Below are 13,937 nucleotides of genomic sequence, written 5' to 3' on the forward strand. Positions count from 1 at the left end.
GGCGGCATGAATACGACACCGGCAACAACCATCATCAGCGATCCGCGCCGCCAAGCTGCCTTGCTCTACTGGCAGGGCTTCTCGGTGCGCCAAATTGCGGAAACGCTGAACCTCAAGGGGCCGACCGTGCAGAGCTGGAAACTTCGCGATAAATGGGACGACATCGCGCCCATTTCCCGCGTGGAACAAAGCATGGAAGCGCGGTTGATTCAGCTCATCATGAAAGACGTCAAGGAGGGGAAAGACTTCAAGGAAATCGACCTGTTAGGCCGCCAGATTGAACGACTGGCGCGGGTCAATCGCTATTCGGCGACCGGCAACGAGGCGGACTTAAACCCGAACGTCGCCAACCGCAACAAAGGCGAGCGCAAGCCCGCCGAGCGCAACGTGTTCAGCGAGGCCGCCGTGGAGAAACTGCAAAGCATCTTCACGGAAACCACCTTCGAGTATCAGATGGGATGGTATCGCGCCGGGCTGCAACACCGTATCCGTAACATCCTGAAATCGCGCCAGATCGGCGCCACGTTCTTCTTTGCCCGCGAAGCGTTGCTCGACGCGCTGACCACCGGCCGCAATCAGATTTTCCTGTCAGCCAGTAAGGCGCAGGCACATGTATTCCGCAATTACATCATTGATTTTGCGCGGCTGGTCGAGGTTGACCTGAAAGGCGATCCGATGGTGCTGCCGAACGGCGCCCGCCTGATGTTCCTCGGCACCAACGTGCGCACTGCGCAGAGCTACACCGGCAATCTGTATCTTGATGAGTATTTCTGGATACCGAAGTTTCAGGAGCTGCGCAAAGTCGCCAGCGGGATGTCGCTGCACAAGCGGTGGCGCACCACCTACTTTTCCACTCCGTCGAGTCTGGCGCACTCCGCTTATCCGTTCTGGTCGGGGGAACTGTTCAACAAAGGCCGCCGCAGCAAAGCCGATCACGTTCAGCTCGACCTCAGCCACAGCCACCTGTCAAAAGGCGTGCTGTGCGGCGATGGGCAATGGCGCCAGATTGTCACGGTTGAGGATGCGCTGACCGGCGGCTGTAACCTGTTTGACCTCGATCAGCTGTCGCTCGAATACAGCCCGGCAGAGTATCAGAACTTGCTGATGTGCGAATTTGTGGATGATACCGCGTCGGTATTCCCGTTCGCCGAGCTGCAAGGCTGCATGGTCGATACGCTGGAAGAGTGGGAAGACTTCAACCCTTACGCCGTGCGGCCGTTCGGCTATCGTCCGGTGTGGATCGGTTACGACCCATCGGAAGCCAACGGCGGCGACAGCGCCGGGTGCGCGGTGATCGCGCCGCCAATGGTGGCCGGGGGCAAGTTCCGCGTGCTCGAGCGCCACCAGTGGCAGGGCATGAACTTTGCCGCTCAGGCCCAGAAGATTAAAGACCTGACCGAAAAATACTGCGTGGAGTACATCGGCATTGATGCGACCACCGTCGGCCAAGGTGTTTTCCAACTGGTGCGCGAGTTCTTCCCGGCCGCGCGGGAAATCAAATACACCCCGGAAATCAAAACCGCCATGGTGCTGAAGGCAAAAGACACCATCGCGCGCGGCTGTCTGGAATACGACACCAGCCACACCGACATCACCGCCGCCTTTATGGCGATCCGCAAAACCATGACCGCCAGCGGCGCGCGTTCCACCTACACCGCCAGCCGCAGCGAAGAGGCCAGCCACGCCGATGTTGCATGGTCAATCATGCACGCCCTCTTAAACGAACCGCTGACCGCAGGCAGCGGCCACAGCAGCCCGAACATTTTGGAGTTTTACTGATGAGCAAGCGCAAAGGCCGCAAGGCATTTACCATCCCGGCGCCAGCCCCGGCAACAGAGCAGAAGCAGGATTTTGAGGCGTTCACCTTTGGCGAGCCGTCTGCTGTGCTGGATAAGCGGGAAATTCTGGATTACATCGAGTGCACGACCAATGGCAAATGGTACGAGCCGCCGATCAGCTTCGATGGGCTGGCACGCAGTGTGCGCGCCGCCGTGCATCATAGCTCGCCGATGTACGTTAAGCGCAACATTTTGGCGTCAACGTTTATCCCGCATCGGCTGTTAAGCCAGCAGGAGTTTAGCCGCTATGCGCTGGATTATCTGGTGTTCGGCAACGCCTATTTAGAAGAGCGCCAAAACCGGCTCGGCGCACCGCTGCAGCTGAAATCATCCCCGGCCAAGTACACGCGGCGCGGTGTGGATCGCGGCACTTACTGGTTCGTGCAAGACTGGAAAGAGGCGCACAGTTTCAAGACCGACAGCGTTTTCCACTTGATTGAGCCGGACATCAATCAGGAATTGTACGGCCTGCCGGAGTACCTCAGCGCGCTTAACTCCGCCTGGCTGAACGAGGCAGCGACGCTATTCCGCCGTAAGTATTACCAGAACGGGGCGCACGCCGGTTACATCCTGTATATGACCGACGCGGCGCAGAGTACAAGCGACGTTGACAGAATGCGCCAAGCCATGCGCGACACCAAGGGCTTGGGGAACTTCCGCAATCTGTTCATGTACGCACCGAATGGTAAGCCGGACGGCATTAAGATCTTGCCGCTATCCGAGGTCGCCACCAAGGACGACTTTTTCAACATCAAGAATGCCAGCCGCGACGATCTGCTAAGCGCGCACCGCGTACCGCCGCAGATGATGGGGATTATCCCGAACAATACCGGCGGCTTCGGGGATGTGAAAAAGGCCGCTCAAGTGTTTGTCCGCAACGAGCTAACGCCGCTGCAGGAGCGCATGAAAGAGGTGAACGACTGGATCGGGGAAGAGGTGATTAGATTCGCGCCTTATGAGCTGCCGACCGAATAAGCAAAAAGCCGCCGAGATTGGCGGCCTTAAATTATTTAGCATGTCTTTGTGCTCGCCGTGCTTTAGCCAGCTTTATTTTTTCTGGCTCCGTATAAAGCCGCTCTAAAAGAGTTTCTGTAAACTCTTGCAAATCAATTGCTGATGCCTCATCTAATATTCCTTCATGAGCACCATCATTACCATCATCCTTAATACAATCCGCTAACTCTCGGAATGCATCAGGTAATACTCCATTATCAAACAACCACTCCATCCTTAAACCCAAACTTCTTTTAACCTTAGCCGCCGGCCCTCCCTTATCATTATCAGGGACTAATGATTTTGTCGCGAAATCAAGACACAGCCTAAACATTGTGGCGGCAGCATTATAACATCCTATAGTCATGCACTTCGCCCCTTCAACATAAGCTTTCTCTATGTTTTCAGGAAGATGCTCAGGCGGTTCATCAGCGTCAAAATCTTTAGATGTAATATGTCCCATAACCCTGTAAAAGTCATTAATAACCCCATGAATTCTTTCAGGGTAAAATTCATCACCATTAAACCTAGACTCTGTCTTGGCCACATGAAAAATTGTGCCTGTATGACAGTGTAAACACTCACAATAAACTTCAAAATTTTCTTGCCAACCGAAACGAAATCCTATGAGCAACTCACCTTTAACGTTAAAGGTAATATGCTCGGCACCACAGCGGGGACAATCGTGAACCAACTGAGACATATTATAATCAACCTATTAGTGTTAATAGAATAAAGCAGAGCCTTGCTCTGCTTAATAATTATGAATGTTTCTCAATGACTAAATCAACACCTTCATTCAGCAGCTCATTAATCGATTGCCCTGTAGCCTGCGCAGTAATGGCTAACGCTTGATGGCGCTCCGGCGACAGGCGGGTGGTTACTTTGCCGCTGTACGACTTATAAGGCTCGATGCCGTCTTTTTGGCACTCATCGAGAAAGACCGCGAGAGAAATCGCGCCTTCTTTTTTCAGCTCGTCCACGCTGTAGGCGTAGAAGTCGGCGCCGCCGTTCAGCCCGACAAACTCGCCCCGGAACATTTCAATTTCAGGGTCGAAGTTGATGACGGCCGTATGGCCGTCAATTTTCAGTGTGTTATTCATCATGGTTTTATTCCTAAGCTATCCAACCAGATCCGAATGGAGTTAACCGCCCCCTTGTCAGTGGTAGGTCTGGGGTGTGGCCGGTGAAAGACTCTTTTTTCACCTTTCAACAGCACCGCGATCCTAGAACCTTCCCTTTCGTGAATCTCCGCCCCTAATGCGGTAAAAAGCGCCTCAATATCAGACCACTTTATAGAACCGTTGACAGGCCGGGCAAACACATCTGACAGCGTTTTTTGGTGTCGTTTGTTCATGGGGTGCATAGTATCATTTTATGACACCATTGCAAGAATGTTATGGTGTCATTTTTTGGTGTCATTAATTAGCGATATTATACAGTGCGCTGTAAGCGTCTTAGAGCGCCATCATGGCGCCACGACATCAAATCCTATTTTTCATGCAAGTATTGCGATAAATCGCCATGACGGGGCACTGGCGACTCTTTTGGGAGGGGTTCAACACGGCTTGCGCGCAATGCTATCCCCGCCTCGCCTGCCCGCTTCATGTGTCGCTTTTAATGCAGTTGCATGATCCGGCGCGATCCGCGCCAGCACTGGCGCCGCGTGGGGAAAAAACACACCGGATCATCATGCAAATTCATGCGCACTATGCATGCATAATACGCCGCACAATAAATTTATTTTATTTATCGTCTTTTTTGGAGTTCTTGAACAAACCGCTGACAACAAAACCTACTAGACCTATGATACTAATGGTGCTTGTACCCATCAGAGCTATGATAACTTCTTTCTCTGGTTTCCCGTCGCTTTTTGCAACATATATAAAGACCATTAAAGCAACAAAGGCGCACCAATACTGCATAAAGTGAAAGGTAGAGGTAGCCATTTGTAACCTAAGCCTATTGTCGATACTTCTACCACGAGCAATGGCATTGTTGTTACGATTTTCAGCTTTAAGTGATTCAACTTCTTCTGTGAGTTTATTGTTTTGAATCTGTTGTCGATCCAGTTGCCACCTAACAGTTGCATTATCTAGATCTTGAATTTCATCAATATTCTCTTGGCTAGGAGAAGCAAAAGCCTCGGCTTCCTCTTCTGCAGAAGGAGGCGCACTTCGGTCAAGCTCAGGGGGAGCCGGGGAGGGAGCTGGAGAGGGAGCTGACGCATGGCCAGGAATGGGGTAGCCATTCAAGAAGGCTATAGTCGTCAATAAGGTGTGTTTTAACGTGTTTTCGTTTTTTTTATCATCAGCCATTAAAATCGACCCCGCTAGTATGCGGGGTCGATTTTAATCAATTATTACAAGCCTTGGCAAGATACGTCTCTTTGCATAAGTCTTTTATAATAGTCCTTAATCAACTCATTACTGATGATTTTTTCGTTAGCTGCCCATGTCTTAGACCAAGGCGTGTTAGGACGATGAGTAAACTCTGACAACTGAATCCCAGAGAGCTTACCATAGGTATCATAAATCGACTTAACCAGTGCCTTAGAATTAGGATCCAAGGGACGGTCATTCACATTGAACGAACCATCAACTGCACCCGAGCGAAAAACCTTAAGATTATCGTAAACAACGGGAATCACTGGGCCATATTTCCACGCACACACGGGTTCGCTCAGCAAAGGTTGATCGTTACAAGCCAAACTAACGCCATGCGCTATGTATAGTAACTTCTGTAGCTGCATGTGAGTAAGGTGGCTGCCGTTGTCTTGCTTCGCAAACTCAATGAATTGGTTTACTACTTGCATTGGATTGTACATTTTGCACCCTCCATATTAAAATCGCCATCCTGTTGAAAAGTATAATCTTTATCAAAGATTATAATTTCACGTTATTACCTCTTATACCTTAGACAGGGGGCTACGGCAATAGGTTCCTCTTAAAGAGGCGCAAAGATTATAGTCACCTGTTTAAAGAAAAGCAAAATCATAGTTAATACATTGATTTTATTTAAAATATTTTCATAACCAACATTGTGCGCAAGGCATGATAAACAGGGTTTTAACTTAGAATCAACATCTAAGCTGTTGTTAAATAATACAAAAAACCCAATCCATCAAGCATCGTGCCTATCTCGAGCCAATTCACTAAATAGATGAAATCGACCATCTTAATCTGGCGAACTTGCTCAGTGAGCTTTAGCATCCCCAACCCTCAGCTAGCCTCGAGTCTGGTCGCATACGTCACCAATGGATTATGAAATAGTTACGAGCTTTTGGATCACCGCTGCTTTCTCTGGGACCATGTTAATTTTCATCTCCCCCGCCAGTTCTGAAATCCATATCAGTGCAATGTCTTTGTCTTTCGTTTGGCTCTCATAACAAACCCCCAGACGGGCGATGAGTTCAATTCTTTCTAAAACAACCACTTCATCCACTGCTTGCACCCTTTCCCTCCGATGCTTAATTACTGTATACATATACAGTATATGCCTATCAGATTTAATTGCGCAAGAAATTATTGGAAGCCCGCCCAATCGCTAACCGCTGGATAGTGCATTGAAATATCACCAAATTTGACTTTAGCGCCGCGTGCCAGTGCTTCTAGTTCCGAGCGTGTTGGCTCGATGCCGTGTAGTGCCAGCTCTGAGTAAATTCTGGGAACGCGATCGCGCTCATCAGTGGTTAATCTTGCTGAAGGAGCTGGCTCCGGCCTGCTATATGGGTCAATGCTTCTCTGTTGCCTGTTTATCTGCGGGGTATCTGTCCATAAACGCGCCATAACAGACCGTGCAACGGTCATGTCATCCCAGTCAATTGGGGTGTCTGGATGGTGTTCCATCACCACCACAGCCTCTACAGGCTCGCCATCCTGCGTATTGTCGGCGCCACCGCTGCCGACCAACCCACAGTTATTGACAGGACTCCGAGGCGCGCCAGAGGCGCTTTTCAAAGTCAAAGGCTCAACGGCAACGGCTTTAGCGACGATGCGCCATTGCGTGGTGCGGGTTTCATAAACGTGATCGGCGCCGATGTGCGGGGCAAAAATCCCCGCAATTTTCTGCACTTCTTCGTCATAGGCGTTGCGCTCGTCGGCAACCCGGCGGGCTACACGCACAGTCTGATCGTCACGGGCAACGTTAGGGCCCCCCTGTGCCAGAATGTAAGCTGCAAAGTCACCGGCATCAGCAGCAGCGCGCACCGCCTCAACGGTTTCGTCAAACTCATCGGCCAGACTGACAGAGCGGATCTTGCGGCACTCACGCCATGCGCCGCGCGACGGCAGGCCGATAAAGTGGAATTGAGGGATACGCCATGTTGATGCCCACGCGGTGACGGCGGCCGCCGTATCAGTCAACAGCTCGCCGGTTTCATGATCGCGTTCGCCGTCCAGCGCGTAACCGTCGATGTTTTTTGCAATGTATTTGGCGATATAGCCCGCCGCACCGCCTTTGTTCAGGTGCTTGCAGTCAAACCGGTTTTTGGCGGCGCCGCGCTCGTCCCCATCTTCAGCCATGGCATAACGGCGCATGATGTCGATCACCTGCTGGCGCTGTTTTTTGGAGGTAAACAGCATCATATGCCAGTGCGGCGTCGCATCATGGTGCGGTTCGACAACGCGTACGCCGTAGACCTGCAGGCCCGCATCTTTAAACGCTGTGCGGATCTTGCTAAACAGCTTCACAAGATAGCGCTGGCCGTCTTTTGGCGTGTAGGCTTCATCGTCCCACTTGTGGTTAAAATGCACCTTCGGGCTGTTCTTGCCGACGGCGCGCGTCGGGTGATATTTGGATGGGGTGGTGATGGTGATAAACATCCCTTTATCGCCACGGATAGCGGCGGCCTGCTCAACACCGGCGATCATCGCCATTAACTCCATACGACGAATTTCTGGGTTAGAGATACTTGCCATCACCTTGTCGATGAGGCTGAAGCGTTCGCCGGTTTCGACGTTCTCAAGCTCGCGGCTGTTCAGATAATCAAAATTGGACTGGCGGCGCGCTTTCACATCCCGAATAGCCTGCTTACTGGCATACGACGACGCCTCGCGGTTCACATTACCCAGGGCGATCAGCAACGCCTCGCGCCAGCGCGTGCGCTGGGCCTTCAGTTGGCGTTCCCACCACTCGGAATTAACCAACCGTGACATGCTGGCAATCGCTGACCGGGCATCCAGTTTGCCCTTGCGGTATTTGCGCCAGTGCATCGGGGTGATGTTGAAGGCGCGCGCCATACCGGCAATACGGCCATAAAATTCTGATTGGGTGGCATCTTCGAAAAGCCCGGCATTGTCGCCGCCGTTCTCCGCCACAAACTCATCGCAGTAATCTTCATAATTCTGCAGAAGTTGACCGGCCACCCGATCGGCGAGGCGGCGTAACTCTTTGTCATCCATGCCGGGCAGTGAAGCGTAATTATCAACCTCAGCAGAAAACCGCATTGACGCGGCGAGGTTCATTGCATTTTTGGCGCTCACCGTTTGCAGGCGGGGCCAGATGCGGCGATCGAACTGGAACACCAGCCATTTGTTGGCATCGTGCAGCCCTTTGCTCTTGAGCAAGTTGGTGTAACGTGTCAGGAACATGGCGCTAAGGAAGCGCGGCAGGCGGCGGATATTGGTTAAAACAGCTTGCCCCTGAGCGTGTTCGTCACGGGTAAGCGGTCTCACCGGCCCGGCAACTGCCGGGCGCGGTTCGTTCCATGGGTAAGCGTAGGCGGTTAGTGTTTGGTTCATTCGCATACACCGGCGTAAATACTGCTGCAAGCTGTGCGATCATTCATCGCGGCGACAAGGTCAAACTGGCGGCCACCGCGTGTAGTCATGGCCCAATCGCGGTAGGTTTCAATTCCATGAGACTCCACTGTAATGCATGCAATCCGGCGTTCTGCCTTTGCAGGATCTTGCGTCGATGGAAAGAACATTGAATTGCCACGGCGCGAACATGCGGCCACCAGTTTTTCCCATTCCGCTACACGGGCAATTTCCTCTGGCCAGCGGCTGAATATCTCGGCCAGCTCAGATTTACAAGCGTGAATACACGGCATACACCCAACCCGACTACACCCTTGTTCGTACAATGGGTTTGGTTTGATGCCATGCCGTTTCGCCATTGCAAAAACATCAGCATGTTTCCATTCAAGAATCGGACGGTAAATGCTCAGGCCACGGGTATTGTCCGCATCGGCTTCCCAAACAGGTAATGCAGCACGCGCCGAAGATTCTTCTGCACGAACACCTTGCCAACTAATAACTTCGTCGTATTCGTCCAGTAGTGGAACGACAATCTGATCACGTATAGGGTTATGCTTTAACTCGAAAGTGCAAAAGCGAGCTTTAGTGGAAGGGAAACGCCCTTTCCACATGCAGAGGTCAAGAAATGGAATACCGGTTGGGTGAAGTGTTTTTAGCGCTCGTTCGATAATTGTGGCGGCTTGCGCCTCAGTGTATCCGCACTCAGTTACCAGCGTCACAGGCCAACGCTTAGCTATGAATTCTCTCTTGCCCTTTATGCGATCAGAGAAATCGGCCTTAACACGGCAAATCGGCCCTAACTTGCTTTCGAGATAATCCAGATATTCCATAGTTTGCGGGTGTTCGTGACCAGTATCAGCGAATACCACCAAAACTTCAGCGCCAGCCTCACGAGCTAATAACCATTGAGCAAGGCTATCTTTACCACCAGAAACAGACACCAGATTAATAGTGCCCTCTTCTAAGCAGCGCTTATCAATTTGCATTGCGAGCCTCACACACCGCAAAAGCCTCTTGGCACAGGTTACCAATACGACCTATTTCCGCGCCCAGTGATGCAATGCTATTAACACTGGAATTGCGGACGCTGTGGTGAATAAGGCCGTTAACAAGCTGGTTAATCGTAGGGTAATAGCCGATAGCCTCGTAACGCTCTTGGCCTTCACTTTTTCCTGTTTTACCAACCTTCACCGTATTAAGAATGAATTGCAGGTTATCGCTGGTGATTACAAACTCATTGCCGATTTTAATTTCCATGTTATTTCCTTAATCGTAATTTTGGTTTTCTGGTCTGCGTGCAAATTCTGAATCGCTCAAATCAGCCGCAATAAAATGACCTGCCAGCAACGCCAGCAGGCCGAACAAAATAGAGAACTCCGTCATGCCTTCCCCGCGTATAGGTGACTTTGCGTCTCACGGATCTGCTGACAGCTTACGCAGGTATCAACGCCGGGAACGGCAGCGCGACGCGCGGCAGGAATCGGAGCATCACATTCTTCGCAAACAAAGGCAGAAGGCAGCGCGGAGGATTTGCGAGCATTGGTAATCTGCGCCTCTAATACCAGCGCTTGCCGCTCCTGTTCGTAGTCCATCAAGTCGGCCATTAGTGCAACTCCGATTTTTTATTCAGTTGAATTAGAGCCTGTCGCCCTAATTCCGCGACACGGTGCGATTCTTTAATGACATCGCTAATGCTGTTAATCGACTGAAGAAAAACACCTCGATTAACTGATAAATTAATGAGGTCAGAAATTAGCTTTAACTCATTAGAGTAAACCGCTCTTGTTGGATAATATTTCTTTTTAGTTTCCTTATCGGTTTTTACGTCAGCCAAAATTAAAGCTTCCGCGCTAGAGTCTCGCGCTTCAACTTTAATAATGGCGAAAGTGCCATTAACTTCAACGACGTTAGCCATTAGTGCAGCTCCTGCGCTTGATTCTCTATCGACTCGGCCTCTTGGCGGAGCAGCTCTACAGCCTCGGCAGCCGTTAAGCCGTTCTTAGAGATATGTGCAGCCAAACGTACCAAACGAGCAGCGGCGAGATCGGCTTGGTTCTTACGCTCATCAAGGCGGGCGTTATCAAGCAACACAGCCACCTGTGAAATATCGCTACCTTCCTTTGCTGGGTCTAACCCCATAAAAATCACATTCGACATATTTAACCCTTATTTCAGACAAAGCGATGCCCGGCGGGTTAACGCCAGAATTACGCAATGCGGTTAATTAACGTTTAATTCGCAATCATCATCACTGATAAATCGCGGTAAGGTTTTTGATAAATCAATCAGGTCATTCAGCGCCCACACGATTTGTTTACGCTCTGAATAACTCATTTCTGCAAACTTCATTTTTATATGCCGTTCTTTCAGCCCGGCATGAAAACAAACAGTTCTGCGGATATGTTCCGGCGACTTATCAAAAGCCTCTTGCGCCTGATTCTGCTTATGTGGGAACAGCTCACGCTTAATCTGTGAAATGCGCTTAATGCCGATCGCTTTTTGTGTTTCAGTAGCCAACAACATGACAGCCCCAATTAACGGCAGAAAAAACGGCGCAGCGGTGAAACTGGCTTAACCGTTGACAGGCCACGCAGTAAGGCCGCCTGATCGTGACGTGGGCGCCAGCGCTTGCCGCCCGGCAGTTCAATGAAACCGTGTTCAAAATGCCGCGATGGGCTTTGTTGTTTCAGCAGTGGAGCGATAGAAATAACCACGGTGATCACCTCAGCTTAAACCAGCAACAGCGCTCAATCCGCTGATCACGTCAACGGTGGAGGCCAGAGCCGGGGTGGATTGGATGCGGTTCTGAACGGTCAAGCCGATCAGCGACAAATGGCGGATCGCCGTGTTGACGCTTTCAAGCAGTGCGCTTTTGCGTACCGGCGTTTTGTGGTCGCCCTGCACGGCGGCGGCGGCGACGCTGCCAACTGCGGCCGTAGCCTGCAGTGCATACGTTGGAATATTCCCGGCGCAAGCCTCATTGACAGGCACGGACGGCATGCAGTTGATTTGTGCCAGCAAGGCATCAATCAGGCTGGAATCCTCTGTAGCGTCAGTGATCGCCAGCAGTTCAGCACAAGTGAGCTGATGCGGCTGGCCCGGACTCAATTTGTTGCGCAGCGTCTGGGCGTTCATGCCGAGCTGTTTAGCAAGCGCCGTCACATTGTGGCGAGCTGGAAACTGTCGGCAGGCTTCATCGAAGTGCGGATGTTTAGAAACAGCGTAATCAAACATGTTTAGATCTACTCTAATCGATAAAATAGATTAAGCCTGAAGAGAAACGCTACATTCACTCAGGGCCTGCACTGTCAGGGCTGCCATGTTCACTTCAATGAGCCCCTTCTTCTGCTTGCCCTTTGGCTTGATAGGCAATTTTCCGTATTCAATCAAATTCTTAGCTGTTTCTTTGTTAGTTCGGGTACGGCGGCAATACTCATCTAGCGGGAGGTAGGGTTCAGGGATGACAATTGTAATGTTAGGTCGCATAAGGCAAACTTCCTTGATTAGCGCCAGATACGGCAATATCCGGCAATATGAGTCTAATTCAAAACAACACGGAGATTACTTAGATAAAATCTAAGTGTCAACTTCAGATATGAGCAAACACCTAAACTTCACTTTCCCTAAATCAACTTCAGAAACTCTTGATAGAGTCGTGGCCGCCTATGGTTTCAGCATGAAAATGCAGCTTGCTGAACACTTAGGCATTGCCGCCAGCAGCCTGTCAGCTCGGTATAAACGTGATGTTTTTCCAGCAGATATTGTCTTGCAATGCGCGTTGGAAACAGGAACCAGCATTGAATGGTTGGTAACAGGGCAAGGGGTTAGCCTTCGGGATGTCAAACCGGACACACTAAATCTAATTAGAAAAAAACTAATTAACGGCCAACTCCATGACACTGATAGCGTTCTATTCGACAAAGGGATATTCCTTGATCCAAACAATCTCCCTACCTCCCCTATATGCTTAATCAGCGGCAGCACTCAGCACATCGTTGATGAGCAATACGACGAGGTTCACGACGGTTTATGGCTAGTAGAAATAGAGGGAAAAGTAGGCATACGCACACTAACTCGCATACCTGTTAAAAAAGTGCGTGTTAGTGGTCATGGGGCAGCTTTTGACTGCGATATTGATGACATCACTGTACTTGGACGTATTGTGCTGACGGTGGAATAAACAATGCCAGTAAGGAAATTGCCCGACGGTCGTTGGATAGCAGACTTCTACACCGTTGATCGCAGTAACGGTAATGAGGGTAAGCGGGTTCGTAAAAAGTTCGCCACTAAGGGCGAAGCACTTGCGTTTGAAAATTACACACTCGAGCAAATTGAATCAGCCCCTTGGCTCGGGGAAGGAAAAGAAAAACGTCGTCTGACCGAATTGATCGAGCTGTGGTTTAGCCGCCATGGCATCACCTTGAATGATGGTGAAAAGCGTAGAAGTGCTATGCTGTGGGCTGCCGAGTGTATGGGCTTCCCTCTTGCCACAGAATTTAATGCGCAACTTTTTACAGCCTATCGAGCTAAACGCTTAGGCGGCCATTTTGCTCGAACAAAACGAATAGCAAAAGTGTCCCCCCGCACCTTAAACCTTGAACTTGCGTATTTTCTCGCAGTGTTTAACGAACTTCGAAGATTAGGTGAATGGATACAACCAAATCCACTTGAAAACGTCCGCCAATTTCGCGTTGACGAGAGCGAGATGGCCTATCTTACAGATGAGCAGATCGGCTTGCTTCTGCATGAATGTCGCAAAAGCTCAGCTAAGGATCTGGAAATGGTTGCCAAGCTCTGTTTAGTGACAGGAGCGAGATGGAGTGAGGCTGAAAGCTTGAAAAGCTCCCAGGTATCGGGAAGTAAAATCACCTTTGTTAAAACCAAAGGAAAGAAAAATCGCACAATACCGATTGACCCTGTGCTTGCTGACGAACTACCTAAACGAAATGGCCCTCTGTTTACCCCTTGCTATTACGCTTTTCGCTCAGCGATTGAACGGGCTGGCATTGTATTGCCAGACGGTCAAATGACCCATGTTTTGCGGCATACCTTTGCGAGCCATTTCATGATGAACGGTGGAAACATTCTCGTTTTGCAAAGAATACTCGGTCATACAGACATAAAAATGACAATGCGATACGCCCATTTTGCCCCCGATCACTTTGAAGATGCCGTAAGGCTGAACCCTCTTACAAAATGTCGCAAAAGTGTCGCATGAAGTTAGGTTTATTGCCCTATATTGCCCTATATTTATTTTTTAACTCATTGTTATTTAAATAAGTTATTGTTTTTCGGTTGGCTAGAATGGTTCTCATAATCGCTTGGTCGTTGGTTCAAACCCAACAGG

The 13,937-nt window shown here is 50.2% G+C and carries 20 protein-coding genes; 4 read left to right on the top strand and 16 right to left on the bottom strand.

The features are described 5' to 3' along the window. Window positions 1-6 precede the first annotated feature (6 nt). Entirely contained in the window at window positions 7-1,779 is a 1,773-nt protein-coding gene (locus AC2CGQ_RS15165; protein ID WP_049278471.1) for a terminase ATPase subunit family protein, read from the top strand. Next, a complete protein-coding gene (locus tag AC2CGQ_RS15170; protein WP_049278470.1) occupies window positions 1,779-2,813 on the top strand; it encodes a phage portal protein in 1,035 nt (344 codons plus the stop codon). Before AC2CGQ_RS15165 ends, AC2CGQ_RS15170 begins: the two co-directional genes overlap by 1 nt. Before the next feature lie 31 nt (window positions 2,814-2,844). Here AC2CGQ_RS15170 and AC2CGQ_RS15175 read toward each other — a convergent pair whose 3' ends face one another. The 16 genes from AC2CGQ_RS15175 to AC2CGQ_RS15250 all read right to left on the bottom strand — a co-directional run bounded on the left by AC2CGQ_RS15175 (window position 2,845) and on the right by AC2CGQ_RS15250 (window position 12,076). Continuing rightward, window positions 2,845-3,534: a DUF4145 domain-containing protein gene (locus AC2CGQ_RS15175; protein WP_075205131.1), complete on the bottom strand. Its 690-nt coding sequence runs from the start codon at window positions 3,532-3,534 to the stop codon at window positions 2,845-2,847. 58 nt (window positions 3,535-3,592) lie between these two features. Beyond that, window positions 3,593-3,937: a type II toxin-antitoxin system HicB family antitoxin gene (locus AC2CGQ_RS15180; RefSeq protein ID WP_232093716.1), complete on the bottom strand. Its 345-nt coding sequence runs from the start codon at window positions 3,935-3,937 to the stop codon at window positions 3,593-3,595. Beyond that, window positions 3,934-4,197 (bottom strand): type II toxin-antitoxin system HicA family toxin, encoded by a 264-nt coding sequence (locus tag AC2CGQ_RS15185; protein ID WP_341466156.1) that lies wholly within the window; start codon window positions 4,195-4,197, stop codon window positions 3,934-3,936. The genes AC2CGQ_RS15180 and AC2CGQ_RS15185 overlap by 4 nt, the downstream gene beginning before the upstream one ends. 379 nt (window positions 4,198-4,576) lie before the next feature. Beyond that, window positions 4,577-5,149, bottom strand: a complete 573-nt coding sequence (locus AC2CGQ_RS15190; protein ID WP_239662928.1) for a hypothetical protein — start codon at window positions 5,147-5,149, stop codon at window positions 4,577-4,579. A gap of 44 nt (window positions 5,150-5,193) precedes the next feature. Continuing rightward, complete coding sequence (locus tag AC2CGQ_RS15195; RefSeq protein ID WP_065424648.1) at window positions 5,194-5,658, bottom strand: Panacea domain-containing protein; 465 nt, start codon at window positions 5,656-5,658, stop codon at window positions 5,194-5,196. 434 nt (window positions 5,659-6,092) lie between these two features. Beyond that, window positions 6,093-6,275: a hypothetical protein gene (locus AC2CGQ_RS15200; protein WP_239662929.1), complete on the bottom strand. Its 183-nt coding sequence runs from the start codon at window positions 6,273-6,275 to the stop codon at window positions 6,093-6,095. Window positions 6,276-6,355: 80 nt separating this feature from the next. Further along, a complete protein-coding gene (locus tag AC2CGQ_RS15205; protein ID WP_484593742.1) occupies window positions 6,356-8,572 on the bottom strand; it encodes a replication endonuclease in 2,217 nt (738 codons plus the stop codon). Beyond that, window positions 8,569-9,576, bottom strand: a complete 1,008-nt coding sequence (locus AC2CGQ_RS15210) for a phosphoadenosine phosphosulfate reductase domain-containing protein (protein WP_143778478.1) — start codon at window positions 9,574-9,576, stop codon at window positions 8,569-8,571. Before AC2CGQ_RS15210 ends, AC2CGQ_RS15205 begins: the two co-directional genes overlap by 4 nt. After that, window positions 9,566-9,847, bottom strand: a complete 282-nt coding sequence (locus AC2CGQ_RS15215) for a DUF5405 family protein (protein WP_277317854.1) — start codon at window positions 9,845-9,847, stop codon at window positions 9,566-9,568. Before AC2CGQ_RS15215 ends, AC2CGQ_RS15210 begins: the two co-directional genes overlap by 11 nt. A gap of 122 nt (window positions 9,848-9,969) precedes the next feature. Then, window positions 9,970-10,194, bottom strand: coding sequence for a TraR/DksA C4-type zinc finger protein (locus AC2CGQ_RS15220; RefSeq protein ID WP_033639330.1), 225 nt, complete (start codon window positions 10,192-10,194; stop codon window positions 9,970-9,972). After that, window positions 10,194-10,505, bottom strand: a complete 312-nt coding sequence (locus AC2CGQ_RS15225; protein WP_484593743.1) for a DUF5405 family protein — start codon at window positions 10,503-10,505, stop codon at window positions 10,194-10,196. The genes AC2CGQ_RS15220 and AC2CGQ_RS15225 overlap by 1 nt, the downstream gene beginning before the upstream one ends. Continuing rightward, window positions 10,505-10,747, bottom strand: coding sequence for a DUF2732 family protein (locus AC2CGQ_RS15230; protein ID WP_122078013.1), 243 nt, complete (start codon window positions 10,745-10,747; stop codon window positions 10,505-10,507). Before AC2CGQ_RS15230 ends, AC2CGQ_RS15225 begins: the two co-directional genes overlap by 1 nt. Before the next feature lie 63 nt (window positions 10,748-10,810). Continuing rightward, window positions 10,811-11,113 carry a hypothetical protein gene (locus tag AC2CGQ_RS15235; RefSeq protein WP_043148063.1) on the bottom strand — a complete coding sequence of 101 codons (303 nt, stop codon included), beginning with the start codon at window positions 11,111-11,113 and terminating at the stop codon, window positions 10,811-10,813. 11 nt (window positions 11,114-11,124) lie between these two features. Continuing rightward, window positions 11,125-11,304, bottom strand: coding sequence for a phage filamentation protein Fil family protein (locus AC2CGQ_RS15240; protein ID WP_049279101.1), 180 nt, complete (start codon window positions 11,302-11,304; stop codon window positions 11,125-11,127). Between the two features lie 10 nt (window positions 11,305-11,314). Continuing rightward, window positions 11,315-11,824 carry a phage regulatory CII family protein gene (locus AC2CGQ_RS15245; protein ID WP_049279096.1) on the bottom strand — a complete coding sequence of 170 codons (510 nt, stop codon included), beginning with the start codon at window positions 11,822-11,824 and terminating at the stop codon, window positions 11,315-11,317. A gap of 30 nt (window positions 11,825-11,854) precedes the next feature. After that, on the bottom strand, window positions 11,855-12,076 hold the full coding sequence (locus AC2CGQ_RS15250) for a hypothetical protein (RefSeq protein WP_048321972.1): 222 nt from the start codon (window positions 12,074-12,076) through the stop codon (window positions 11,855-11,857). Between the two features lie 109 nt (window positions 12,077-12,185). Here AC2CGQ_RS15250 and AC2CGQ_RS15255 point away from each other — a divergent pair, with 109 nt between their 5' ends. Together AC2CGQ_RS15255 and AC2CGQ_RS15260 are read left to right on the top strand one after the other, a co-directional pair. Then, window positions 12,186-12,770 (top strand): phage repressor protein CI, encoded by a 585-nt coding sequence (locus tag AC2CGQ_RS15255; RefSeq protein WP_048321973.1) that lies wholly within the window; start codon window positions 12,186-12,188, stop codon window positions 12,768-12,770. 3 nt (window positions 12,771-12,773) lie between these two features. Next, window positions 12,774-13,808: a phage integrase gene (locus AC2CGQ_RS15260; protein ID WP_049279097.1), complete on the top strand. Its 1,035-nt coding sequence runs from the start codon at window positions 12,774-12,776 to the stop codon at window positions 13,806-13,808. The last annotated feature ends 129 nt before the right edge of the window (window positions 13,809-13,937 follow it).

Source organism: Serratia sp. DFXYC6 (genome assembly GCF_057196085.1).

Excerpts from the sequence above, each read along its gene's own strand:
- AC2CGQ_RS15180 (WP_232093716.1), bottom strand. The coding sequence starts at position 3,937 with ATGATGAATAACACACTGAAAATTGACGGCCATACGGCCGTCATCAAC.
- AC2CGQ_RS15250 (WP_048321972.1), bottom strand. The coding sequence starts at position 12,076 with ATGCGACCTAACATTACAATTGTCATCCCTGAACCCTACCTCCCGCTA.
- AC2CGQ_RS15210 (WP_143778478.1), bottom strand. The coding sequence starts at position 9,576 with ATGCAAATTGATAAGCGCTGCTTAGAAGAGGGCACTATTAATCTGGTG.
- AC2CGQ_RS15190 (WP_239662928.1), bottom strand. The coding sequence starts at position 5,149 with ATGGCTGATGATAAAAAAAACGAAAACACGTTAAAACACACCTTATTG.
- AC2CGQ_RS15255 (WP_048321973.1), top strand. The coding sequence starts at position 12,186 with ATGAGCAAACACCTAAACTTCACTTTCCCTAAATCAACTTCAGAAACT.
- AC2CGQ_RS15225 (WP_484593743.1), bottom strand. The coding sequence starts at position 10,505 with ATGGCTAACGTCGTTGAAGTTAATGGCACTTTCGCCATTATTAAAGTT.
- AC2CGQ_RS15195 (WP_065424648.1), bottom strand. The coding sequence starts at position 5,658 with ATGTACAATCCAATGCAAGTAGTAAACCAATTCATTGAGTTTGCGAAG.
- AC2CGQ_RS15175 (WP_075205131.1), bottom strand. The coding sequence starts at position 3,534 with ATGTCTCAGTTGGTTCACGATTGTCCCCGCTGTGGTGCCGAGCATATT.
- AC2CGQ_RS15165 (WP_049278471.1), top strand. The coding sequence starts at position 7 with ATGAATACGACACCGGCAACAACCATCATCAGCGATCCGCGCCGCCAA.
- AC2CGQ_RS15205 (WP_484593742.1), bottom strand. The coding sequence starts at position 8,572 with ATGAACCAAACACTAACCGCCTACGCTTACCCATGGAACGAACCGCGC.
- AC2CGQ_RS15260 (WP_049279097.1), top strand. The coding sequence starts at position 12,774 with ATGCCAGTAAGGAAATTGCCCGACGGTCGTTGGATAGCAGACTTCTAC.
- AC2CGQ_RS15230 (WP_122078013.1), bottom strand. The coding sequence starts at position 10,747 with ATGTCGAATGTGATTTTTATGGGGTTAGACCCAGCAAAGGAAGGTAGC.
- AC2CGQ_RS15215 (WP_277317854.1), bottom strand. The coding sequence starts at position 9,847 with ATGGAAATTAAAATCGGCAATGAGTTTGTAATCACCAGCGATAACCTG.
- AC2CGQ_RS15220 (WP_033639330.1), bottom strand. The coding sequence starts at position 10,194 with ATGGCCGACTTGATGGACTACGAACAGGAGCGGCAAGCGCTGGTATTA.
- AC2CGQ_RS15170 (WP_049278470.1), top strand. The coding sequence starts at position 1,779 with ATGAGCAAGCGCAAAGGCCGCAAGGCATTTACCATCCCGGCGCCAGCC.
- AC2CGQ_RS15245 (WP_049279096.1), bottom strand. The coding sequence starts at position 11,824 with ATGTTTGATTACGCTGTTTCTAAACATCCGCACTTCGATGAAGCCTGC.
- AC2CGQ_RS15235 (WP_043148063.1), bottom strand. The coding sequence starts at position 11,113 with ATGTTGTTGGCTACTGAAACACAAAAAGCGATCGGCATTAAGCGCATT.
- AC2CGQ_RS15185 (WP_341466156.1), bottom strand. The coding sequence starts at position 4,197 with ATGCACCCCATGAACAAACGACACCAAAAAACGCTGTCAGATGTGTTT.